This is a genomic window from Cognatundibacterium squillarum (assembly GCF_014652435.1).
In the GTDB taxonomy this organism is placed as follows: Bacteria; Pseudomonadota; Gammaproteobacteria; order Burkholderiales; family Burkholderiaceae_D; genus Undibacterium; species Undibacterium squillarum.
Genome location: NZ_BMYU01000002.1, coordinates 1 through 22371, shown reverse-complemented (window position 1 = coordinate 22371; position 22371 = coordinate 1). Strand labels below are relative to the sequence as shown.

Sequence of the window (22371 nt, the reverse complement as noted above, 5' to 3'; positions counted from 1 at the left end):
GCATTTTTGCCTGAAATGCGGAGTACAGCACAGCGATCCGGCGGTCGTCGGCAGAAAGTCCGGCTCTCCGAAAATCACACATGCGCAGTTCTGCACAATACGGTGCGGCTGGCGCGAAATTCCGTTCTGCTACCGATGGCGTTTTTACAGGGATTTACGCTGGCAAAAGCGCTTCTTAATTCCTGAACAGATGCGGAAGTGAATACGGGCGCGGTTGCGATTAAAGTCGGATTTTCTGCGAGTCCCCTGCTCTTCCACCAATCCGGCAATCTGCGAATCCGCAAAGATGCGCTCGCCATGTGCAACTGCCCCGGAAAAGAAAAAGCGCAGACTCGCTGCGCTTTATTCTTATTTACTGCTATTAATAATTAATCAGGACAACAATTCTTTGGTGATCTGATTCAGACGTTCAGAGATTTTTTCGATCAGTTCTTTATCTTTGATATCCGAAATTTCCAGCTGAATCTTGCCTTTGTCTTCAAAGCGTTTCAGCAAAGAAGAACCGTGTGCATATTTCATCGGTACCGACACTGCACGGCTGCGTTTGGATTTTACTTTCGATAAAGCCTGACGACGTGCATCCACTTCACGAGAACTCAGATCATGGTTATCAATTTCCAGAATCAGAATTTCAGTCTGCTCATCACCAGCGGCTTCCCAGTATTTACGAATCGCATCCAGCATACGCAGATTCAGCAAATTCGGACGGTCTGCCAGAATGCGGACGATAGTTTTCGGGATCACACCGAGATTGAAGATACGCGAAAAAACGGTTTCATCGATACCCAGATCGCGTGCAATTTCGATTTGCGATTTATATACGCCGTCTTCCAGCAGAACTCGCCACGCCAGCGCATCATCCAGTGGAGACTGGTCTTTACGTTCCACGTTTGCACGACGCGAAGCCAGATACAGATCGCGTGTACTGACCGGACGCACCTGAATTTCCACACGCAGACTGGATTTCCCGGCCAGCCGGCAAGCTTCCAAACGACGGTGACCATCCACCAGACACACCACGCCGGCGTCGTCCAGATAGGCAATTGCGGGCGTATCTTGCTGTTTGGCGATCGACAGTGACAATTCGTCGATACCATCCTGCGACATCAGACGACGCGCATTATATGGATTGACCTTGATTTCAGAAATCGGCACGTCATACGTGGAGCCGGTCTGATAACCGCGAACTGGCGCAACTTGCGCCGGCTCAAGTTTGGCTACCGCCGCAGAAAATGTGCCTGCGACCTGAGAGATTTTGGCGATTTCGTCCTGCGACGGTTTTTTAAATGGTTTCATCATGCACCTGCTAATGCTTTAATTTCCTCATACACCGCACGAATTTCTGCTGTCGCTTTCGGGTCAGCATCACGACCGGTCATTTCATGCATCGCAGCACCTGCACGACGGGAATTCCGCCAGGATGCACGGCCTTTCAGCTCAGACTTGAACACCGGATAGGTTTCATCCGCGAAAAACTCGCGCAGTGCAGCTGCTTCTTTTGATTTAGCATTGGTCGGCATCTGATTCAGCAGGATATTGACCGGCACTTTGCCATCTTTATGACGCGCATCCATGGTTTGCAGAATCGAGCAGACGCGCAGTGTCGCTTCCGCTTCCAATTGATCAGCACCGGTAGGCACGATGATCATATCGGCCAGAATCGCCGCTTTTTCCATCGTGCGGTAATTCTGCGCGCCGATATCGACAACGATTAAGTCAAACTTCGGTGCGATGGTTTGCAGCTCATACAAAGGATCCGGCGGAATCGTCACCACCGGAAACTGCGTTAAGCCTTCCTGCGAGCGACGAATGCGTGCCCAGGCGGTAGCAGAACCTTGTGGATCAGTATCCATCAGGCACACTTCAACGCCTTCGGATGCTGCTAATGCGGCGATATTTGTAGAGATCAGCGTTTTACCCACGCCACCCTTTTCTGCGCCAACAACGATGATCATAAAAGCCTCATTGTGTATTAATAAGTTTTATTATTATAAAACAGATTCTTATTAATACAATTGCTTATTTGTAGATATTGGGCTAGTTGTGCGAATTATTTCGGATATTCGATCTGTTTTTTATGTTTATCATGAGATGCTTTTATTAGTTCACATACTTCTGTCATGCAAAGGAACTTATGTTGCCAGACTTGAGCCGGTTCAAGAATAGTATGCACCATCGTTGTTGCCGGATGCGTTCATGTTTCATTTCTAAGGATCATGCACATGCCAATACCGGTGCGACTTGCGCCGGCTCAAGTCGGGGCATTACTGGTGTTTTTGAATTTGAGATTCGCGTAACGATGGATGGTCACGCAATTGAGCTCAGTCCGAATTTCCATCGATTCCTGAAGCATATCTGAAGCGAAGGTTCGCCGAATATTTGTTCCGACAATCCATTGTGATGTGCGCACTGTGTGAAAAAGATTCATTCGCAAAGTCGATTCCGTTTCATCCGGGTGATTTGCGCCAACTGAAACTTGAGCCGGCGCAAGTTGAGGATTTTACATAGGACGTTCTCCCCTCTTCGTAATCTTCGCTCTCAGTCATTCAGGCTGCCAGGGAGTGCTTCATTCTTTTTCCATCACAAATGAAGACATACTGAAAAGTATGTGTCGTAGCAATTTCCTACTGCAAAGGTTAGCGATACGTTCTGGGGGAAATAATGATCTAAAAAAGTGAAACTGGTTCTGGCATCAAACAATTCAGAAACTTTCTCTCGTTTGCCTAATGCATTTCACCAGACTTGCGCCGGCTCAAGTTACAAAATTGTCGACCGAATTTCATTCAATGCGAACATATTTTGATTCGATCTAACATGGTGAATTATGGATCGCTATTCCGGACAGAAAAACTGTTGCGACTTCTGCGGCCCACGCAACATTTAATGTCACGACCATCTACAGATGAACGAATTGCATAAAACGCGCCCTGAAGACTCAAAAGAATACTCTTGCTTTCAATGGGCAGCGATGTATCGGCGATCAAACTCAAACCCTAAAATTCAAAGCATCGAATATTTTTGAATTAACCGACGAAAAGACGAAGAATAAAGTTCACAGCCAAATGTAACTGCAATCTGTTTAGTGAATTTGGAGATGTTTTTTACTGAAGAAATGATGGAGCAGATAAATCAAACGGCCTTCTGTCTGAGTGCTTTTCATTGCCGCGACTATTGATGGCTATTCGTTTTTGCCGTTCTATATCCGTGAATGTTTTTGCAGGCTAACCGTTACTTTTCTATACCGAGTATTTGGCAGAATACAGTGAGAGTAACTGCTTAAAGCATAATCAGTGGATACGCTCCTTATCTATGCGAAACAACATTGCGCACATATTCCCCTTTCTTTGAGCATAGCAATAATGCGAACAAACATCGTACCTTTATCTGTTCTAGAAGGTGATTGCATCAATCGAACTTTTCCTTTTACGAAATAAAAAAGCACCTGTTATTAGCAGGTGCTTTTTTATCACAGATAAGAATTATTATTTTTTAATCTTCATGGTGAATTCAATAATCTCTTCCGGCGTAGGATCGCCCCAGGTTGTCTTTGCCAGCCATTGATAAAACGGGATCATATGCCGGTTATGACGGTCTTCAATGTCAGCCGGAATTTGCTGTTCAGCGTGTTCATTCACAGCATTGTACTGAGCGATTTTTTGTTCCTGATCAGCCAGCGGCATTTCACCAAACATGCGAATCGCGTCATCCGTTCTGACCTTCTGGAATTCTGCAAGTACGTCAGACACTTTCATGGTGCCATTACCGTTGCCCTGGCTTTGCGCTTTCTGCTTTGTGAATCCGGCGTAATCCTGTTCACAGGCTTTCAGTAAATAAGCGCCCAGATTTTTAATGGAATCCTGGGTCTGATCATTCATCCGGCTGATGGTGTACTGGATGTTTGCCTGAATCAGCGCGAGATCATAAAAATTAGTAAGCTTTTTCTTATAGTAATTAGAAATATCTAATTTTTGCAGCTGATCATTGATATCTTTCAGCGTCGGGCCGACATCGACCACCTCTTTGTTTTCACCTTCTTTCGAGTTGAATTTCGGCTTCTCAGTGATCTTAAATTGCAACTCTTTTACCCTGCGTGAGCCATCTTTATTTTCGATTAGCTCCAGCATGATATCGGTCACTTCATTGATTTCTTTGATGGCTGGCAACAACTTATCGCGCTTGAATAACTTGTATTCCTGCAGATAACTTTTCTTGTCCACTTCGCCGTAAATAATCCAGCGCCACAATTCCCAGGGGTCGCAGTTGGTACGTTTTGACGGATTGGTTTTGTAGCGGCTTACCCAGTCATACAACTTTACCGATTCATCCCGCTTTAACAGACGCTGAATGCCGAGGTTAAGGTGGTGGAAAATTTCAGAATTGAACAGCATTGGTTCGATGTGTTCAACGAACGAATAATGCACGTATTCGTTATCCACAACCAGAAACGGTAACAGTACGCACGATGCCCATGCATTGTTGCCATCTTGTCCAAGAATATCCCAGGTTGCTTTCAAATCTTGCATTTTGATTAATGCTTCTTTGAAGTGCTTCCGGTTGGTGGACTTATAGCCCATTTTGTCCATTAGCTCCAGACGGTTAATCCGGAACGTACGCGGCTTTTTGGTTTCACCTGCCTTGATGGTCAGGTTGTATGCATCGTTTTGCTCTTTTGCATGTTTGAGCAAGGTATTCCAGGCTTTGACCTGTTGCCCGGTCATGATGCCGTTTGCGATCAGAATTTGCGTGGCCTGTACAGGCTTTTTGTAGATCTCGGTATTTTCAATATTGCTGAATAAATTCAGGCTGTACTGATCAGTTCGGGAAGACATAGAAAAGTGAAGGTGAGAATTTTTTCAAATGTTCTCACCATGGCAGCACAGCGTCAAGCCGCAAATAATGAATCTCTTATTGAATAAGTCCTTAGTTGTTAACAGTTAAGTAAACGGTTAACCATAGTTAACTTACGTTAAGCCAGCGCAGAACCACTATTCATGCGGGTTTCCGGAGGATTGGGTGAGTCATGAGGATAGGCAGGTGAGTTTACCGAATATTCTGGGGTTGTGGATGGAATAGGGGCGGTGAGTTTTCTGAATAGCCCGGGGTTGTGGACAGAATAGCAGTTGTGAAAAGGGTGAGTTTTTGGAATAAGGCTTGTGAATAAGTCAGAAAATGTCTGTAAAGCCCGCTCTGAACCGATTTTTCCTGTGAAAAACCCCGTGTTTCAAGGTTGCGAGCGTCGTAAGCGTTTCGCCAAAAGTGTGAATTTCGAATAGCTTTTGTAAAAAGCGAACGCGTCAGAACAGCAATTTTTTGCAAAGGTGAGGAATTTTAATAGCGCTTAGGGGTAAAGATACGATTCAGACCGATCTTTGCGCTGTTCTGAAACGGTCATTGCACCATGATTTTTTCAAAGGTGAGATTTCAGAATAGGTGGATTCATTTTTGACTCACCTTTGAAAAAAATCCTTTAATGACGCGCTTTTTCAAGATAGTAATTACAAACAAACTGTTTTCATTTTTGCTGTAGATAATCTGATGATTTCTCCACAGGTGAGGGATTTTAATAGCTTATTTTTCAGATTTGTGGAAAAAGCCACTTTTTTCAATTCAATAGCCTCGTGTGTTTTGCTGAGAGTGAGTCTAAACATACAAACAAAGGTGAGGAATTTTGATAGGCAGGCAGAGAAAATACTTACTGGTGAGAATTTGGAATAGGGCTTTTTAAAAAGATACGGACTGGCATCTTTGAAAGTGATGATTTTGAATAGGTGTTCAGAAAAAATCTTTTCAAAGGTGAGTAATCTGAATAGTTGTTAAGCGATTCTGAGGAAACTGTGAACTGAGTTCAGTTTTTTGTTGAACGTAGAACGTGAGAAAAAAGAATAGGTCTTTTTAAAAAAGATCCGCAAGATTTTTAAAAGGTGAGAAGACGCAATAGGGGATGTACGATTTTTGCCTTTGCCTTTTCGAAAATTTGGATTGTTAATTGAAGTTTTGAATGATGAATGCCGTGACCCTGGCATTTTTTCGGAGTACAGGCTGGCCTCATCAATAACGAGAAGCCCCGATTGAATATTTTCAGGGGTTACAGAAACGGAACTGCTTTTTGCATTTTCTCGCCAGAACGCCGTTTAAGCGCTTTTCGTGTATTGCGCTGACACAGGAAGCAAAACCGGAAAAAATCCCTGCTGAGGCGGTTTACGTGCGTTTTAAGCGTAAGGATCGACGTAAGCAGCCAAATTTGCCTGTGAATATTCGGCAAACTATCCCGCAGCAGCATCGCCATCACCTGAATAATTGCCAGACCATCCGTCGGGTGCTGGTAATGGTTGCTGACCGAAAAGTCCCCACCAAGAAAATCGCTCCCCTCGTTGGCATAACCGGAAAGTACGTCAACGGCGAGCAAATTCCGGAATAGTCAGATCTTGTCTGACATCATTTTGACCAGAAGTTCAAGGAAGAGTGACAAATCCCTCACCTTTGAAAAAAGCCTTTGAAACCGGCGTTCTTCTCAGTTGTGAGTACGTACTATAAATGTATGCCAGAGTTAGCATTTTGATCGGCATGTTCATTGAGCTGGCATGACAGCAGGGCAGGGGGGAGTTTGACAGGAAATTCGCGTTAGTCAGGGCATTGCGCAGAAATCACGGTGTTTCGGACAGAAGTGAGGACGCGCAGAAGCTTGCCAATGAGATGTATCGAAACCCTCTCCCGGTCGCCCGAAACCTCCGAAAAGCGGCAAAAACAGGTGAAATGCGGTATTCCGCATAGCAATCCGGCGGTCGTCGGCAGAAAGTCCGGGCCTCCGGAAAATGAAAATGACGAAATTTGCACAAAGTATCAGTCAGGAAGGCCCTGATTTCAACGGCGCGACTCCCTGAACTTGCACCTAAACGTAACCCAACGCAATTGTCAGGAAAAAAACAAGAACGAGACGCGGTTTTCAGCGCTTAGCAGTGACGAATGGCAAATGCAGGAACATTCCCCATCACAGCGGACCAGAAAATCATCAGAAGGCCAATGCTGAACAAGCACGCATCAGCAGACCGTCAGTACACAAAAAATATCCGATGGCGGATTGGCAAAAATGCCATGCAGAAGGAGAGAGATGCCAGCGGCATCAGGTTTGATGTCCCGCGCCCTTACACCGCTCCTTTACGTCAAACGTCTCTATCCGCTTATCACCGGCTCAAAAGTACACCGCAATTGCCAGCTGCCATCGTCGGCAATTTTCCCGAATGCCAGTAACTGTCGGGTTCCCGGATTCGGGGCGTCGAAGTCGGCGCGTGGCGCAGAAATGTCCTGAATCTGCAGACTGACCGGCGCACCTTCAAACCGCAGGCGCAGCTGCTTGCCTTGCTGGGTCAGCAGAGCAATATTGCCCTGAATGCGGATGTCTGCTGTCGTACACATTGCCCAGCGGACTTGCTGCTGCGGCTGGCATCCTGACAGCTGATCATCCAGCCTGACGCTGGTGCCGGCAAACTGTGCGGTACGCACAGCGTGCGCTACGCCCAGCACCGCGCTGAGATCAATCTGCGCGCGATCTTTTGCTGAGTTTGTCATGCCGGCCATCGCATTCACATGATGCGGCTGGCCGTCCAGCATCAGCGTGTTATGGGCCTCGGCGGACAGGCGGAAGACCTTCCACCGCGGCGATTGTTGCTTGTTGTTCCATAAATCGATGCCTCTGGATTCCAGACTCTGATAATCCTGCATCCCCAGATCCTTCGCCCAGCGCAATCCCGCCCAGTCCAGACAAAAACTGCCCGCATCCATGTGCGCATGGCTGTGTGCAGCACCGCCACCCTTGATGGCAAACCACAGTGCATCCGGGTCCTGCCAGCTACTGCGCCAGAAACTGAGCGGTTGCGCACCCTGACCAGCGAATTGTGTTTCCAGTGCTTCTGCGCTGTCTCGCTGCGCAGGCCACCACAAGGCGGAAAGCGTCGCAAAGCGGTCGTTGGAACCGTTTTTCTGGCGAATCAGCGCCCGTTTCGCATCCAGCAAGACGGGTTGTTGCAACTCACGCGCCATCCAGACCAGTGCAGCCGCCAGTTCCTGACCTTCGCCGCCGTCTGCAAAATTGAAATGCTTACCGGAAGGCCCGACCGAATGGGCATAAAACAGGGCGCTGCGCATGAATCCCGGTGCACTGCCAATCCCCCAGTCGCCCAGCCGGTGCTGACGCAGCGCAGCCAGTAACAGCACAGAATATGTTGTGCCGTAACTCCAGTAGCTTGGCCCCTCAGGATAAACGCCGTCCGGCTGGTAAGCCTTCAAACCGGCAGGAATCGCGGCGATTGCCGGTGCCAGCATGGCGCGCATCAGTTCAGGCTGGCTGTCTGCCACCACCAGCGCGCCGAGGATCATGCCGGTGATACACACCTGATTCCAGTTATTGTCCCGTTTATAGGTGGCATGGCCATTTCTGGCCTGCGCAATCCCTTTATCGATGATCGCCTGCTGAATTTGCAGTCGCTGTTCCGGTGTCAGCACTTCGTACAGCCAGTCGTAAGTAATCGCCACGCCGGTGGTCATTTCTGCCACATCGAGATAATGCGCCGGATTCCAGTCAGAAAATGCCGCCACCGCCTGTAATTCCGCGACAGCACGCTCCGCATACACGATGTCCCCGCTCAGACGCCACGCAAACGCCCAGCCCAGACAGCGGCGTATCAGTTCGCGCGAAACGCTGAGCAAACGCTTTCCGATCAGTTTTCGTTCCGGCAGTGGCAGAGTCAGATCCTTTTTCGCTCTTTCCAGGATTGTTCGCACCAGCAAATCCAGTTCCGGATCAGTTTCCCGCCGTTGCGCCAGATCCTGCCATTCCCGTTCGCTGATCAGCAGCGGGGTTCGCGTTGCATTCGCAGAACCGGCTGCCAGCGCAGAGGGTAAAACACCGGACAAAAAAGGCAATAAAAGCGCGGAAAACAGATCACGTCGTTGCATAGATATCTCTCATCAGAATCGGCATCGGTCTGCAGAATGCCTGAACCAGACTGAATTGTCATGATTCAAGGTGAGAAATCGGAATAGCTACGGCAAAAATTTGCGATGCGCCAAAGCTGGCGAGCAATGGATATCAATTCAGCTTTTCAAAAACGAATGCTGATGCCGAAGATGGACGTGGTGCAAATTTCGGCAAACCGGTTCTGTGTGATGGCAGGGCATTTTCAGAAGCGACTTTGTATCAGGTCTTCTTATCTGCTTGCGCAGGAGAGGGCGAAAAGCAAAAAAACACGTGATATTTGCTTTTATAAAAACATTTTCCGGTATTGGCTCTGTGTTCAGTTCTCAAAAATAATTAACCTCATTAAAAAATCTCTATTTTCATTAAAAACTAGTGCCGGCTATTTTGATCTGCTGACTTACTCAGGCATTCCCGAACTTTGCAACACGCGATAAGCCCCTGAATTCATTGCCTTTTATCGCTGTCGAAATTCACTTAACTTTGAATTTTGTTCAGCTAACTCTGAATTTTCTGGATTCAATGGAAGTTTGCTTTTTGCAATTTCCGAGAGTTGATGGTCAACGTGGGGCAATACTAGCGACCGAGAGAAAGACTTTCATGAATGGACGCAGCATATAATCTTTGAATCGCTACCGACCTGTGCCGATGGTCTGTCGTAATAACTTGCCCCCATTTCATTGACTAGGCAGACGGCAGTTTTCTTATGAAAAACAAGTATTTGATTGTCTTCAAAAGCTTCACAAAGCAGCAGAACATTAACTAAAACGCAAACTTCAAGAAAATATGCCCAAGCGCAAAGAACCCTATGTAGCTCTCGCCAATATTCGTCCGAATGCTGTTGTTGACTACGATATTTTTCCTTTTTCGATACCTGCAGTGCGTGAAATCGGGAGTATTCATTTTCATCCAAACGTAACTTTTTTTGTCGGCGAAAATGGTGCTGGTAAGTCTACGGTATTGGAAGGTATAGCGTTAGCTTTAGGTTTTGGGGCAGAAGGGGGGACAAAAAACGTTCATTTCCGGTCTGCCGGATCTACATCTTCTCTTCATGAAAATCTTCGTATTTCACGCAGGGTACCGGCACCTAGCGATGAGTACTTTCTCCGGGCAGAAAGCTTTTTCAATGTGGCGAGCCATGTGGATGCAACCGGTTATCTGAAAGGGTACGGAGGAAAATCCTTACATACACAATCGCATGGTGAGTCATTTATGGCTGTATTGCTTAATAAATTTCGAGGAAATGGTCTTTACCTTTTGGATGAACCAGAGGCAGCATTGTCACCGGGTCGCCAGTTAGCTGCATTAAACGCAATTCACAAGCTTGTAGAAAATCATTCACAGTTCATCATTGCAACTCATTCGCCGATCCTCATGTCATATCCAAACGCCAAAATCATTCAATTTGATGAATCCGGAATAAATGAGGTCAACTTCGAGGATACGGAACACTTTTTGATTACGAAAGATTTTCTGAATAATTATCCCCGACGCTTAAGTCAACTGCTTCAAGATGATTAAGTGTTCAACATAGCGTAGAAGAACTTTTGAATTCAATATTCATATTTTTCTCAATGGAATAATTGGATACACGGTACGAATACCTTCAGCATAAGGAACAATACGTGCCCAAGTTGCTTGAACTATCGAACCATCTGGCTTGATTAATCGTTTCACAGGCTCCGTCCAAAAATAGGTCTGTCGCATATTTCCAATGGGCGCAGCATTGTCGCGCTCCCAATCCGACCCGCCACCGCAAAGAAAATGGGGTCAAGCCTTACATTTCACATTCAACAATCAATCAACGCCACATTCTTTCTGTTTCACAGCCCGACTAACGTCGCGTAGCTTACTCCGAACTGTGCACCAACTTGCTGAAGCGAGTAGTGCCCACTTTAATATGCCAGCGCCATATCTTCATTTCGCATGTTTCCCAAATTGACAAAGTAATCCAATGGTTTGATGGAGGCGTGTTTTTGTTTTTTGAGGGATGTCTTTGAGTGATCGGCATTTTTCAACAAGGTACTCGCTATATTCTCTGAAGCAGAACACAAAATGCTGCTTCGCATTCCGGTTTCGAACAGCGTCCTCAGCCTGTTTCACATAAAAGGATTGAGTAAAGTCCTGACGCGTGATTGCCGGCCAGCGGCCCCTAAATTGCCTAAGGTAGAGTTTCACGAAAAGGCCATAAATACCTGAGATCAGCACAAGCAATCAGATACGTCGCTCCATGAGCGCAATTAATTGATACAAACGCTTTTTGTTGTATTGCTGAAGTAAGCAGGGATAAAGGTTGCCAATGATATTGAAAAAGACAAAACCTATTCCGGTCTTCAGGCCATGAGTATTCCATGCGTAGAACGTCATAACCATCATCACAGTAAAGCCAACCCAATGTGACACTTCTGCGGTCGCAATGTGCTTTCGAATCTCATTTAACAGGCGGAGGTCCCGATTTTTTGGAATCTTGATATTGGTATTAAACATTCGCAGCGGTGTGGCGAGGAGAATTTTTCGAAATTGTTCTATGCCCAGGCGCTCATACATTTTCGGATCGGAGAACAAATAACGCTCGCTTAACCAGCCATAGAATGGCATTCGGCGCATTGCAAGATCAGCTATAACGCCAATAATGAATGACAGAAACATGACTGCGACCGGATTGTTTAATAGTTGCATTTTTACTTCCCCGAGGTATTGTTGAAGAATATGAAATCTTCACTGTAAGGAGGTCGCGCTTTTCTTTGATCAAGCCCTGTCGCAGATGCGGGCTGTGTTCCACCGGAATGGAATAAAACTAAAATTTATTTATAAACAATCAGTGGTAAAAGCAGCATTCCGGTAGAAAGAATTTCTGGTCAGGTCTGGTAATTCTGAATAACCGCTACCACAAGTCAGAAACCAGACAGCGTACCAGCATGGGACTGCACTTTACGCGATTGGCAAAAGATAAAACGAGGCAGCAGTCGTTAACGGGGCAGACTTATGAACGGTGTTCAAAGCACGCTTAGCCATGACTTTGCTGCTTCGTTTCTGTCACAGTATATTCAATAGTTATGGGTTTGAAGAATGAAAACAACCAAAGTCCAAATGCAATGACGCTACCCAGGATGGCAGTAAAGAGGAGAGACATGAAAACTGCCATCAGAGGGCCAACAAAAATTGCCTTGAAGCCTGTTACGGGTGCTTTATTCCACATCAGAGTTTCCAAACCGAACGCGCCCATGACACCAAATGCTGTAAATATTGGTAAAAAACCTACCGTCAGGCCCACAGCAATGAGCTTATAAACCGTTCCAGCGCCAATTTTTTTTACGGATAATGATTGTATTTGATGATTCATTGGTTTTTGTATTTCGATGTGAAGTTAAAAATTTCATTAATCCTGCAAAAGATATTCAAAATTATAAAAAAATATATTACTTAATATATTTTTACTAAAAATAGTAAATGTCTCTTGCTTATCGGTAGTTGTTATTGCTAGCATCTAGTCAGCCTCGTTTCACGAGGAAGATGCCTTCGCCGGGACACCCATCCCAATTTGAAAAATATCAGTCACTAGTCAGGTTGGGGACTCGGCTAATCCTGTATTACTTCGGCATGACGGGTGCAGGCAAACCGAATTGGGCGCGGCAGGCCTTGCGCATTGCAAATTCTTCGGCTAAAGATTGGGCGGCCGGTGTATCACGCAAAGCAGCGGCACCTTTCTTCTTCACATCTTCACTCGCCTTCAGCGCGCGTTCGGCAAATTTTTCACCGAAACAAGTGCAGTAATTATCCAGCTTAGGATGATCTTTTATATCCGCATCGCCACCGTATTCTGCCGGAATTTTCACGCCGTCTTTTTTACACATGGCGGCATATGATTGCGCGACCGACGCAGATGAGGGAGTAGTTTGTGCATGAGCCAGTGTTGTTGTCAGGCTCATGATAGCGATTAGTATCGAAATGCTGCGCATAAATACTCCACGTGAGAAAGATGCATAAATTTACACGCTTTTTTGTTCGCATGGAACGGAATGTAAGGAAAACTCGTGGTTTTTAGTTGTGATGCGTAGCTGGCAAGTACTCTCAAGAAACACTGACACAGCTGACTGCAATGAGGTGGTGAAACCTAAGAGTACGACGAGTGCAGCCACTTATCTGCATTACCGTACGAAGGCAGATGTGCAGGTAAGTGCCTCGATGGCTGCTGATTACAGTGATCAGAAAATGCAGAAGCCAGGCGTAAATTGCGTGAATGCTGCCGCTGCAATTTTTACGGATTTCGGTTGGCAGACAATTTGAGACACTGTTAGAACTCATTTCATAAATACGGGCACCTCGCGTTTGCACTGGTGGCTATTGGTGAAATGCGTTCGAATTCTGCGTGAAATTTTCTCAATGGGAATATGTTATTCTGCACAAAGCTGCCGAGTTGGCATGCAAGCCTGTGAAACCCTATCAACAAGAAATTCCCATGAAGCAGTCTGATTCGTCCGCCCGTCTAATCGGGCTGGATACTTTACGTGCGCTCGCTATTGCGCTGGTCCTCATGTCTCACTACAACGGTTTTGTCAGACACGCACCCGGGTTTCGTGCAATCGGTAGTGTAGGCTGGGCCGGAGTCGATTTGTTTTTCGTGTTGAGCGGCTATCTGATCGGGAATCAATTACTCGCTCCTGCAGCACGCGGTGAGCCTTTGAGTGTGCCCAGATTTTTTGCCCGTCGTCTGCTGCGCACCCTTCCGAACTACTATGTCGTGCTGGCTATTTACTTACTTCTACCCGACAGTCCGATTGCAGGCCATGCGATGGCATCGGTCTGGCGTTTTCTGACCTTCACTCAGAATTTCGTTCTGACTTACGGGGAAACCTTTACCCATTCATGGTCGCTTTGCATTGAAGAGCAGTTTTATCTGGTACTGCCGCTGGCGGTGATCGCGTTGGTCGGAAAACAGCGTTCGCCACGCCTGCTCTGGTGCGCGCTGGCTGCTGCAATTGCCGTGGGTATGGCAACACGTGGCATGGCCTTTCTGGATGGCAAGGATATGTTCGCTGCTTCGGTGTATTACTCGACTCTGGCACGTTTTGATGAATTGCTGCCCGGTGTTGCGATTGCCATGCTGAAGCATTTTCACCCTGCTGCATTCACACGCCTGCTTCGCTTTGGTAACACTTTGTTGTTGACCGGGCTTGTTGCGGTAACCGCCGTACTCTACGGTGTGATGAACGAAGCACCCAACGCTTTTCTGGCCTCCACATTTGGTTTTTCACTGATTGCTTTTAGTTTCGCCCTCCTGACCTGCGCGGCGCTGAGTCCAGCCTCGTTGTTAAACCGGTTGCGTGTTCCGGGCGCGACCAGCCTCGCGCTCTGGTCATACGCGGTGTATCTTGCGCACAAACCAGTGTTTATGGCTTTGCGTCCGGAACTTCTGGCGCGCGGTATCAACCCGAATGCGCCGCTGACCATCGTCGCCGTCATGGCGGCCGGAATCTTTTGCGGCTGGCTGCTTTACCGTCTGGTAGAAACGCCGTTCATGCAGCTAAGGAAGCGCTTATTTCCGACGGAAGTGCCGATGGTCTGTCAGGCAGGCCTTTCCTCTACGGTTAGCGGTGTTGCCGGTAAATAAGTCCCGATTTGAAACACTGCCGCCGTTACTACGACGGATGGTTATTTGCGCTGACGGTAACGGGCGGCTCAGCGGCATCGATGGTGATATCGCTGAGTTCAAACCAGAAGCTGGCACCCTGGCCTTCCGTATCAAAAAAGCCGATCCGTCCTCCCATTCGCTCCACCAGTTCTTTGGTGATGGATAAGCCGAGTCCGGTGCCGCCGTGGCGACGGGTAGCAGGTTGTTCGGCCTGCGCGAATTTCTGGAAAATTTTTCCACGGAAGTTACCGGCAATCCCACTACCATGATCAATCACCGTAAACCGGATGACCGGGTGCAGGCGTTCCACTTTCAACTCCACTTGCCCACCCGGCGGGGAAAACTTAACGGCGTTTGACAATAAATTTGCGAGTATTTGTTGCATGCGCACCGGATCTGCAAAGACCCGCCAGCCGGGGTCGCATGTGCTCAGGAAGAAACGGATTTCGTTACTCGTGGCAAACGTTTGCATGCTCTCTATTGCCTGCTCCAGCGCCTGTGCGACGCTCAGCGACTGGCAGTGCAGACTTAATTTACCGGCTTCCAGTTTTTCAATATCCAGCAAGTCATTGATCAAATCTTTCAGGCGCAGACTGTTTTTTTCTGCCAAATGCAGCAGGCTGGCGATTTTTTTGGGCACAATACCGACGGTGCCGCCGTTAATCAGGCCGAGTGCGCCGCAAATTGAAGTCAGTGGTGTGCGTAGTTCGTGGCTGACCACGGCGACGAAGTCTGATTTCAACTGGTCGGCTTTGCGCCTTTCGGTGATATCAATAAAATTTATGACAAGGTGATATTCGTTACGTTGCGCTATCATTACACGGGCGATCGTCAGTAATACCGGAAAACTGTCGCCTGTACTGTGCCTGCACAGGCATTCCGACTTCCAGACCGTCTGAATATCAGCAGTCGCCGGGAAGGTCTGACCATTTTCCGGCTCAAAGAAGTATTGCCACGGTTGCTGAATCCATTCGGCAGACGCATAACCGGTTAAGTGGCTGCAATACTGATTGACTTCTTCAACCAGCCCGTCACGACTGACCAGCATAATGGCTTCACCGCCGGTTTCAAACGCGCTGGCCAGCATGCTGATGCGGTTTTGCTGTGCGCTCATGACTTGCAGCGAACGCCGTTCGCGTCGCTGGCTCTGGCCCAGGCGCCACATCAGCAGCAAAGAAAGCACGCCAACCAAGGCGACAGCCGCTGCCAGCATCAGTGTGCGTTTACGCCAGGCTTCGAGTATTTCGTATTCATGAAAAGCAACGGCTACATAGAACGGATAGTTTTCAAGCCTGACAATACCGAAGACCCGGATTTCATTGTCGGCGCTGGCATGATGACGGGAATTAAACTCACGTTTGCCATTTTTGATCTGGATTCCGATAGGATCGTTAGCAATCAGTGGTTGATTTACCAGGTTCGGCAAATGGGGCCAGCGTACAATCAAATGCAAATTATCGCTGCGGCGAATTGCAACAGAGCCGCGTTTTCCGACATCAATGGCACTAAACTGACGCTGAAAATTCTCGAGTGCAATCGCAATAATTGCCACACCCAGAAAATCACCGTTGACCGCTCGTAATGCCCGTGTGAACACGATGATTTGTTTTTTCAGGATTTTTCCGTCCAGCACCGGAGAAATATATAGCTGCGGTGCTTTTTCATTCAGATGCAGGCGAAAGTAGGGCCGGTCCGAGAAATTAACTTTTTCGCGAGGAAAATCCGCACCATAACCATAAATCACATCGCCTTGCCGGTTAACGATCCAGGCACCGGAAACTTCCTGAAATAGATGCAAATTATCGCGCAGAATTTGCGTGACTTCTGTCTGATGGTCTGCGGGCAGACGGGTGGTTAGCGCACGCTCGGGTATCTGATGATTCAGTGCCTGCAGAATGGCATCAATCCGGTTTAATGTGTCTTCCAGCCTTACTGACAGCACCCGTGCATCATTCAATGTAGATATTTCTGCATTACGGAGGTCGTCCTGCTTATCAATAATAGCGGTATAGGAAACCAGAGCGAACAGGCTGACTAGCAGCAGCAGAAATGGCATCCACAATGCAGGACCACTGGCCAGGCCGGGTGTCGGCAGGGTGGGCAAGTTCTCAGGCTTTTGACTGGTTGCGGACACTGCGGTTTTCCTTTGTTACTGTGGCCTGCCGGTATGGCGATGCGAAAGAAACAGACTAAAAACCAAATCAGGAGAAATGCCGGTAAGCTTCAACAAGCTAACGGATCGCGGATATTGCTGCCCCCTGGCATACAAAAACATGGTGCAGAAATACCGGACTAAACTGGTAGCTGCTTGAAGCTTAACACCGGGTGGTGCCAACAGGCATGATGCAGAGCAGTAAAAACAACAACACCGGAATTCTGGTTACTATCTTAGAATGATTTTTCTGAAGCGCAACCGCTATCTCTCTGCGCTTCAGCGCCGGTGACGATCTGCTGTAAAAAACAGTATCCGGTTGGCCTGCTCAGGCAGCCAGTTGCGGTTGTTCCGCCGAGCGTAAATCGGCGCTCAGTGCATCGCAACTGGCGGACCATTGCGCCAGCCAGTGCGGTAATTCCGGCGATGCTGACGGTAAGCCCAGTGCTTCGATGAATACCTGCGGTTTCAGCACATCGCGTCCTGCCCGAAAAACACCGCGCATGATCACGGTACCCAGCACGCGCCCTTCGCGGCGGAATTCATGCTTCATGAAAACCCATTTTTCATCCCAGCCCAGCATGCTGGTATGAATCTCAAACTTTTGAAACAGCTTCAGTTCTTTGCGGAATTTGCCCCAGTTATCGCCAACAATCGGCAACGCGCGGTAAGCCAGCGCGACTTTATACGCGCCGCTGCGGAATAAGTAATCGGTGCGGGCGATATCGGCCATTGAAAAATAGCGGCCATTAGTGACATGCCGGTTGATATCCAGATCCAGCGGCCAGACGCGCATGGTGGTGACGATGGTCGCATCCGGGCCGGCGACACGGCGCCACGGGCGGCTCAGTAATAATCGGGTCAGGCGAAACCACAGGTTCATCAGTATCTCCGCAGGATTGCGCTGTTGTGATTGCAGGCAGGCTTGCTGCAAACATCAGCCAGAATTTATAACGACTGTTATAATAACATGCCTCGTAACCAATCGTGCATACCGTGACGAAAGAACAGAACAAAGCCCGCCTGACTGCCGCCGCCGCTGACCTGATCCGCAGACGTGGCTTACATGCGACCAGCGTCCGCGAACTGGCAAAACATGCGGGTGCACCGCTGGGTTCGGTGTATCACTATTATCCCGACGGGAAACAGCAATTTGTCAGCGAAGCAATCGCACTGGCAGGCTGCAAAATTGCACAACAGCTGGAAAACTGTCTGGCAGACGGGCCGCAAGCCGGATTTCGCGCCTACTTTGCGCACTGGCGTCAGTTACTGACGGAAACCGATTACAGTGCCGGATGTCCGCTGGCCGCGATCTCTCTGGATGCGAATGCGCGTCATGATGTGCCTGCTGCCTTGCTGCAGACTGCCGAGGTGTTTTCCAATCTGCAGGCGCAGATCGCGGATAGTCTGCAGGCGCATGGTGCACAACTTGAACCGGCGCAAGCGCTGGCAATGGCGATTATTTCGACAATTGAAGGTGCGATTCTGGTATGCCGTGCACAACGCCAGCTGACGGCGCTGGATGCCGCGGAAGAGATGGTAATGCGTCTGCTGCAATCAGTTTTACCATCAGCCGCTCTGAATGACTGCCGGATACCGGCCTGATTTTCCGGATTATTGTGCAGATATCCGCATCGGGCATTTCCGGAGAGCCGGACTTTCTGCCGACGACCGCCGGATCGCTGTGCTGAACACCGCATTTGGGCCTGTTTTTGCCTGATTTACGTTCAATCAAGGCCTGACGCCATGCCACAGGCATGTATCAGGTCGGGCGGAGTGAAGGAAGTCAACTCTGCAGAGGAAAACTTCCCACGCTGATGTACTCAGACGGAAGGCTGCTCGGTATCTTTCTGCAATTGCTCCAGCCGCTGTTTTTCTTTTTTTGCTTTTTCTTCCTGTTCACGGTCGTAATGCCATTTGATGGCGTAAAACATGCCCGTGCCGAATACGATCAGCTTGAACGTGACTAAAAATACGGGAACCCATTCCATGGTTTTTCTTTCAGTGAATTAACGCAGGCCCATCACCTGCGTTTGCAGATGTCATTCTGCAGGGTTTGGTAATGCAGGCCGGATTACAGCATACTACCGAAAAGCAAAATCCATACATCGTGACAAAATGTCCCAGTTTAAATCCATACAAGATCCTTCGCCGGTCTGGATGCCGGTACTCAGCCGGCAGGCGGGGCCGCGCTTTCTGCAAATTGCCGATGCATTGCAGGCTGCCATTGCGGCAGGATCGCTGAAGGCTGGCGACCGTCTGCCGCCGCAACGCCAGTTAGCAACACAACTGAATATCGACCTGACGACCGTAACCCGCGCTTACGATGAAGCCCGCCGCCGTCATTTGCTGGAAGGGCGCGGTGCACGCGGTACCTATGTGGCAGCGCCGAAAGCGGAACTGACGCCGGTGCTGGATCTGAGTATGAACACGCCGCCACCGCCGCATGGTGTGGATGTGGAGGACACGCTGAAGCAAGGTTTGTCTCAGGTGCTGATGCGAACGGATAATACGCAACTGATGACGTATCAGCTGGCCGGTGGCAGCGACGAACACCGACAGGCAGCAGCAGACTGGCTGGCACCCGCATTCGGTAAAACGGATGCGCAGCATTGGCTGATATGTCCGGGCGCACAGGCCGCGATCGCCGCCCTGATTCTGGCAGAAACTGCGCCGGGCGATGTGATTCTCACGGAGCCGGTGTGTTATCCCGGTTTACATGCCGCCGCAATGCAGCTCGGGCGGCGGGTGATGGTGGTGGATACTGATCAGCATGGCATGTTGCCAGCACAGCTGGAAAACGCTTGTCTGCAATACCGTGCCAGATCGCTGTATCTGAATCCGACGCTACAGAATCCGACAACCACGACCATGCCGGAAGCGCGCCGCCGCGCAATCGCTGCCATCGTGCAAAAACACGGATTACTGCTGATCGAAGATGATCCTTACTGGTTGCTGGCGGATCAGGCACCACCGCCGCTGGCAAGTCTGGCACCGGAACAGGTTTGCTATATCTCCACCCTGTCAAAAACCCTGATGCCGGGACTGCGGGTGGCCTTCGTTTTGATAGGGAACGCACAGCGGCGTGATCGTTTTCTGGCTGCGCTGAAATCCTTTGCACAAATGACGCCGCCGCTGATGGCAGCGCTGGCGACCCAGTGGATACGGGACGGATCTGCAAAAAAATTATTGCAGGGCGTGCGTACAGAAGCGCGTGCCCGCCATCAGTCAGCGCGTCAGATTCTGGCAGGATATGAATGCGGTTCCCCCGAAGCCTTGCATCTGTGGCTGTCCTTACCGCCATACTGGAATGCATCCGAACTTGCAGATGTTGCGCGTGCGGAAGGCATCGTGGTAACACCGGCTGATGCGTTTATGCATTCCGGTCACACCGTCAATGCGATCCGTATCTCACTTGGCAGTCTGCCGGACAGGCAACGCTTGCAAGCAGGGCTGCAGAAGCTGTCACGCTTACTCGCACATGTACCCTGAATTCTCAATAAGAATATTGAGAAGGTGATTTCAGGATGATTCAGAGTTTACTGACGCGGAATTTTTCCAAACGCTTCGCCCGGATTCCAGACCGGCATTTTGCTGTCGTTGCCGACTTCCTGACCCAGTCTGAGTGTGAACAGCGCTTGCTGCAGCATGCCGCTCAGATCCCAGTCAGGATGATACACATCGCGCACCGTGTGGTAGTCCTGCTTGAAGTCACGCATTTTTTTCAGGTACACCTCCTGCGGTGCTTTATCGAAATCAAAATGCCCGTCACCGGAAAATACCGCAGAGCCGACATTGAAAGCCGGAATGCCAACCCGGGCAAAATTAAAATGATCGGCACGGAAATACGCTCCGCCTAAATCCGGTACGGAAGGCGCAATACGCAGCTTCATGGCTTTCGCCACTTTGACCGCACTGTGATACAGACTGCTGCGCTCACTGCCGGCAACGCCGATGTCTTTGGTTGCGGCGACAAAATTCATGCTGTCCAGATTCAGATCAGCCGCAGTTTTTGCCAGCGGCCACGGTGCTTGCTGTACATAGGTTGCGCTGCCAAGCAGATACTGTTCTTCTGCAGCTGGCCACAGAAAAATCTGAGTTCGTCGGGTCGGCTGGCGCACCGCCACGCGTGCCATTTCTATGAGTGCAGCGCTGCCGGATGCATTATCAACTGCACCGTTCCAGATCTGCGTTTTTCCGTTCGCATCGGTTTCGATACCGAGATGGTCCCAGTGGGCTGAATAAATGACGGCTTCTGACTTTAGTACCGGATCAGTGCCGGGTACCATGCCCAGTACGTTGTACTGACGTACCTGTCGCACGCTGTTATGTACTTCAGCCTGTGCAGTTGCATTCAGCAGCACCGGCTGGAAGTCTCTGCGTTCGGCTTGCTGCCGTAACTGATCGAGGTCCAGACCTGCTGCAGTAAACAACTGACGTGCGGCGTCTTCCTGTATCCAGCCCTCCAGCGGATTGCCCATGCCGGGTAAGCTGAATCGTTCGTGACTGAAACTGGTTTGCGGTACATTCCAGCCATAGGCGGCGGAGGCGTCGGTATGAATCAGTAGCACGCCCGCTGCACCTCTGCGCGCCGCTTCTTCGAATTTATATGTCCAGCGTCCATAGTAAGTCAGTGCAGCACCGCCAAAACGCTGCGGTTCTTCTGCAGTCGGTTGCGGGTCATTGACCATCATGACCAGAAGTTTTCCTCTGACATCAGCCTGTTTGAAATCATCCCAGTTTTCTTCCGGCGCATGAATGCCGTAACCGACAAACAGCAGTGGTGCAGAAAACTTCACGTTCTGACGACCACCTGAAGAACCGAACACCACATCTTTACCCGGCACCGGCATCCACTGCTGCGCGCTGGCGAAAAACCGAATCTGACTTTCTGGTAAGGTCTGGCTACCCAGAATATCGACCGCCTGACGATAGCCCTGTACTTTATTTCCCGGCAGTACCTGTAATCCAACCAGCGCAGCCTGCGTTTCAAGGTAACGTACTGCCAGATCCCCGCCGCGCTGGCCCGTACCGCGGCCTTCCAGCAAATCGTCAGCTAAAAAAGATAAGTGCGCCCGCAGGTTGCGCTCGCTCAGGGTCATACTCGTAGCAGCGCGTGTCGCCATCACAGGTTCCCCTGCAAAAGCAGGGGCGTGCACACCCGTGTTCAGACAGCATGCGGTCAGTAATAGTGTCTTCAAATAGCGGGGAGAAAAATCAGAAGGCTTCAGAATAGTCATGTAGTTTGGCGGTATATATATGTATTTAATGCGGCCGCAGGCAGAACATATATTATGTGCTACCGCATGAACACCCTTTAGTCCCGCCGCATCCGTTGTTCCGGTAAAACGTAAATGGTCTGCAACGATAAAGGATTTGTGCAGTTAATGCTAATGATTGAGTGATTGATGCATATATGTATCGCAGCAGTATATAGATAGTGATTGCGCGCTATATAACCGGAGAAACCGAATACACATAAAAACCGGGAAGGGGGGCTTGCAAAACGGTGGGATGTCCGTCATAATCTCGTTTCTCTGCTGCTGACGAACACAACGCTTCGCAGCGATAGCAGAAAAGAATACAGTTCTTTAACAATCAACAGCCAATAAATGT

At 49.1% G+C, this 22371-nt stretch carries 17 protein-coding genes; 6 read left to right on the top strand and 11 right to left on the bottom strand.

Annotated elements, in window-relative coordinates; genetic code table 11:
• Nucleotides 1-372 precede the first annotated feature (372 nt).
• The 3 genes from IE092_RS04330 to IE092_RS04320 form a co-directional block, all read right to left on the bottom strand.
• A complete protein-coding gene (locus IE092_RS04330; protein ID WP_189355813.1) occupies nt 373-1299 on the bottom strand; it encodes a ParB/RepB/Spo0J family partition protein in 927 nt (308 codons plus the stop codon).
• Nucleotides 1296-1955 carry a ParA family protein gene (locus tag IE092_RS04325; RefSeq protein ID WP_189355812.1) on the bottom strand — a complete coding sequence of 220 codons (660 nt, stop codon included), beginning with the start codon at nt 1953-1955 and terminating at the stop codon, nt 1296-1298. The genes IE092_RS04330 and IE092_RS04325 overlap by 4 nt, the downstream gene beginning before the upstream one ends.
• Nucleotides 1956-3482: 1527 nt before the next feature.
• Complete coding sequence (locus IE092_RS04320) at nt 3483-4829, bottom strand: replication initiation protein (protein WP_189355811.1); 1347 nt, start codon at nt 4827-4829, stop codon at nt 3483-3485.
• A 1277-nt stretch (nt 4830-6106) separates the two neighbouring features.
• On the opposite strand from IE092_RS04320, the gene IE092_RS04315 reads away from it, so the two are divergent.
• A complete protein-coding gene (locus tag IE092_RS04315) occupies nt 6107-6418 on the top strand; it encodes a hypothetical protein (RefSeq protein ID WP_189355810.1) in 312 nt (103 codons plus the stop codon).
• Between the two features lie 752 nt (nt 6419-7170).
• Here the strand turns inward: IE092_RS04315 and IE092_RS04310 are convergent.
• A complete protein-coding gene (locus tag IE092_RS04310) occupies nt 7171-8952 on the bottom strand; it encodes a heparinase II/III domain-containing protein (protein WP_189355809.1) in 1782 nt (593 codons plus the stop codon).
• A gap of 105 nt (nt 8953-9057) precedes the next feature.
• Here IE092_RS04310 and IE092_RS04305 point away from each other — a divergent pair, with 105 nt between their 5' ends.
• Nucleotides 9058-9408 carry a hypothetical protein gene (locus tag IE092_RS04305; RefSeq protein ID WP_189355808.1) on the top strand — a complete coding sequence of 117 codons (351 nt, stop codon included), beginning with the start codon at nt 9058-9060 and terminating at the stop codon, nt 9406-9408.
• A gap of 349 nt (nt 9409-9757) precedes the next feature.
• Nucleotides 9758-10492: an AAA family ATPase gene (locus IE092_RS04300; protein ID WP_189355807.1), complete on the top strand. Its 735-nt coding sequence runs from the start codon at nt 9758-9760 to the stop codon at nt 10490-10492.
• Nucleotides 10493-11185: 693 nt separating this feature from the next.
• Here IE092_RS04300 and IE092_RS04295 read toward each other — a convergent pair.
• The 3 genes from IE092_RS04295 to IE092_RS04285 all read right to left on the bottom strand — a co-directional run bounded on the left by IE092_RS04295 (nt 11186) and on the right by IE092_RS04285 (nt 12930).
• Nucleotides 11186-11650: a glycosyl-4,4'-diaponeurosporenoate acyltransferase CrtO family protein gene (locus IE092_RS04295; RefSeq protein ID WP_189355806.1), complete on the bottom strand. Its 465-nt coding sequence runs from the start codon at nt 11648-11650 to the stop codon at nt 11186-11188.
• Between the two features lie 328 nt (nt 11651-11978).
• A complete protein-coding gene (locus tag IE092_RS04290; protein ID WP_189355805.1) occupies nt 11979-12314 on the bottom strand; it encodes a hypothetical protein in 336 nt (111 codons plus the stop codon).
• A 247-nt stretch (nt 12315-12561) separates the two neighbouring features.
• Nucleotides 12562-12930 (bottom strand): hypothetical protein, encoded by a 369-nt coding sequence (locus tag IE092_RS04285; protein WP_189355804.1) that lies wholly within the window; start codon nt 12928-12930, stop codon nt 12562-12564.
• Nucleotides 12931-13430: 500 nt separating this feature from the next.
• Between IE092_RS04285 and IE092_RS04280 the strand changes: the two genes are divergently transcribed.
• A complete protein-coding gene (locus tag IE092_RS04280; protein ID WP_189355803.1) occupies nt 13431-14582 on the top strand; it encodes an acyltransferase family protein in 1152 nt (383 codons plus the stop codon).
• A 28-nt stretch (nt 14583-14610) separates the two neighbouring features.
• Here IE092_RS04280 and IE092_RS04275 read toward each other — a convergent pair whose 3' ends face one another.
• Both IE092_RS04275 and IE092_RS04270 read right to left on the bottom strand, forming a co-directional pair.
• The gene (locus IE092_RS04275; RefSeq protein WP_189355802.1) at nt 14611-16737 is read right to left on the bottom strand and encodes an ATP-binding protein; all 2127 of its coding nucleotides are present in this window, start codon (nt 16735-16737) and stop codon (nt 14611-14613) included.
• A 346-nt stretch (nt 16738-17083) separates the two neighbouring features.
• Entirely contained in the window at nt 17084-17638 is a 555-nt protein-coding gene (locus IE092_RS04270; RefSeq protein ID WP_189355801.1) for an acyl-CoA thioesterase, read from the bottom strand.
• A 113-nt stretch (nt 17639-17751) separates the two neighbouring features.
• Between IE092_RS04270 and IE092_RS04265 the strand changes: the two genes are divergently transcribed.
• A complete protein-coding gene (locus IE092_RS04265) occupies nt 17752-18360 on the top strand; it encodes a TetR/AcrR family transcriptional regulator (protein ID WP_189355800.1) in 609 nt (202 codons plus the stop codon).
• Between the two features lie 218 nt (nt 18361-18578).
• On the opposite strand, the gene IE092_RS04260 is transcribed toward IE092_RS04265, so the two are convergent.
• The gene (locus IE092_RS04260; RefSeq protein WP_189355799.1) at nt 18579-18746 is read right to left on the bottom strand and encodes a hypothetical protein; all 168 of its coding nucleotides are present in this window, start codon (nt 18744-18746) and stop codon (nt 18579-18581) included.
• 127 nt (nt 18747-18873) lie between these two features.
• On the opposite strand from IE092_RS04260, the gene IE092_RS04255 reads away from it, so the two are divergent.
• Nucleotides 18874-20247: an aminotransferase-like domain-containing protein gene (locus IE092_RS04255; protein WP_189355798.1), complete on the top strand. Its 1374-nt coding sequence runs from the start codon at nt 18874-18876 to the stop codon at nt 20245-20247.
• A gap of 47 nt (nt 20248-20294) precedes the next feature.
• Here IE092_RS04255 and IE092_RS04250 read toward each other — a convergent pair whose 3' ends face one another.
• Nucleotides 20295-21881 carry a M28 family peptidase gene (locus IE092_RS04250; RefSeq protein WP_189355797.1) on the bottom strand — a complete coding sequence of 529 codons (1587 nt, stop codon included), beginning with the start codon at nt 21879-21881 and terminating at the stop codon, nt 20295-20297.
• Nucleotides 21882-22371: the final 490 nt, after the last annotated feature.

Bases quoted from the DNA above. Each gene is read 5' to 3' on its own strand.
- IE092_RS04255 (WP_189355798.1), top strand. From the start codon at position 18,874: ATGTCCCAGTTTAAATCCATACAAGATCCTTCGCCGGTCTGGATGCCG.
- IE092_RS04295 (WP_189355806.1), bottom strand. From the start codon at position 11,650: ATGCAACTATTAAACAATCCGGTCGCAGTCATGTTTCTGTCATTCATT.
- IE092_RS04280 (WP_189355803.1), top strand. From the start codon at position 13,431: ATGAAGCAGTCTGATTCGTCCGCCCGTCTAATCGGGCTGGATACTTTA.
- IE092_RS04325 (WP_189355812.1), bottom strand. From the start codon at position 1,955: ATGATCATCGTTGTTGGCGCAGAAAAGGGTGGCGTGGGTAAAACGCTG.
- IE092_RS04270 (WP_189355801.1), bottom strand. From the start codon at position 17,638: ATGAACCTGTGGTTTCGCCTGACCCGATTATTACTGAGCCGCCCGTGG.
- IE092_RS04330 (WP_189355813.1), bottom strand. From the start codon at position 1,299: ATGATGAAACCATTTAAAAAACCGTCGCAGGACGAAATCGCCAAAATC.
- IE092_RS04310 (WP_189355809.1), bottom strand. From the start codon at position 8,952: ATGCAACGACGTGATCTGTTTTCCGCGCTTTTATTGCCTTTTTTGTCC.
- IE092_RS04300 (WP_189355807.1), top strand. From the start codon at position 9,758: ATGCCCAAGCGCAAAGAACCCTATGTAGCTCTCGCCAATATTCGTCCG.
- IE092_RS04285 (WP_189355804.1), bottom strand. From the start codon at position 12,930: ATGCGCAGCATTTCGATACTAATCGCTATCATGAGCCTGACAACAACA.
- IE092_RS04260 (WP_189355799.1), bottom strand. From the start codon at position 18,746: ATGGAATGGGTTCCCGTATTTTTAGTCACGTTCAAGCTGATCGTATTC.
- IE092_RS04305 (WP_189355808.1), top strand. From the start codon at position 9,058: ATGCGCCAAAGCTGGCGAGCAATGGATATCAATTCAGCTTTTCAAAAA.
- IE092_RS04290 (WP_189355805.1), bottom strand. From the start codon at position 12,314: ATGAATCATCAAATACAATCATTATCCGTAAAAAAAATTGGCGCTGGA.
- IE092_RS04250 (WP_189355797.1), bottom strand. From the start codon at position 21,881: ATGGCGACACGCGCTGCTACGAGTATGACCCTGAGCGAGCGCAACCTG.
- IE092_RS04320 (WP_189355811.1), bottom strand. From the start codon at position 4,829: ATGTCTTCCCGAACTGATCAGTACAGCCTGAATTTATTCAGCAATATT.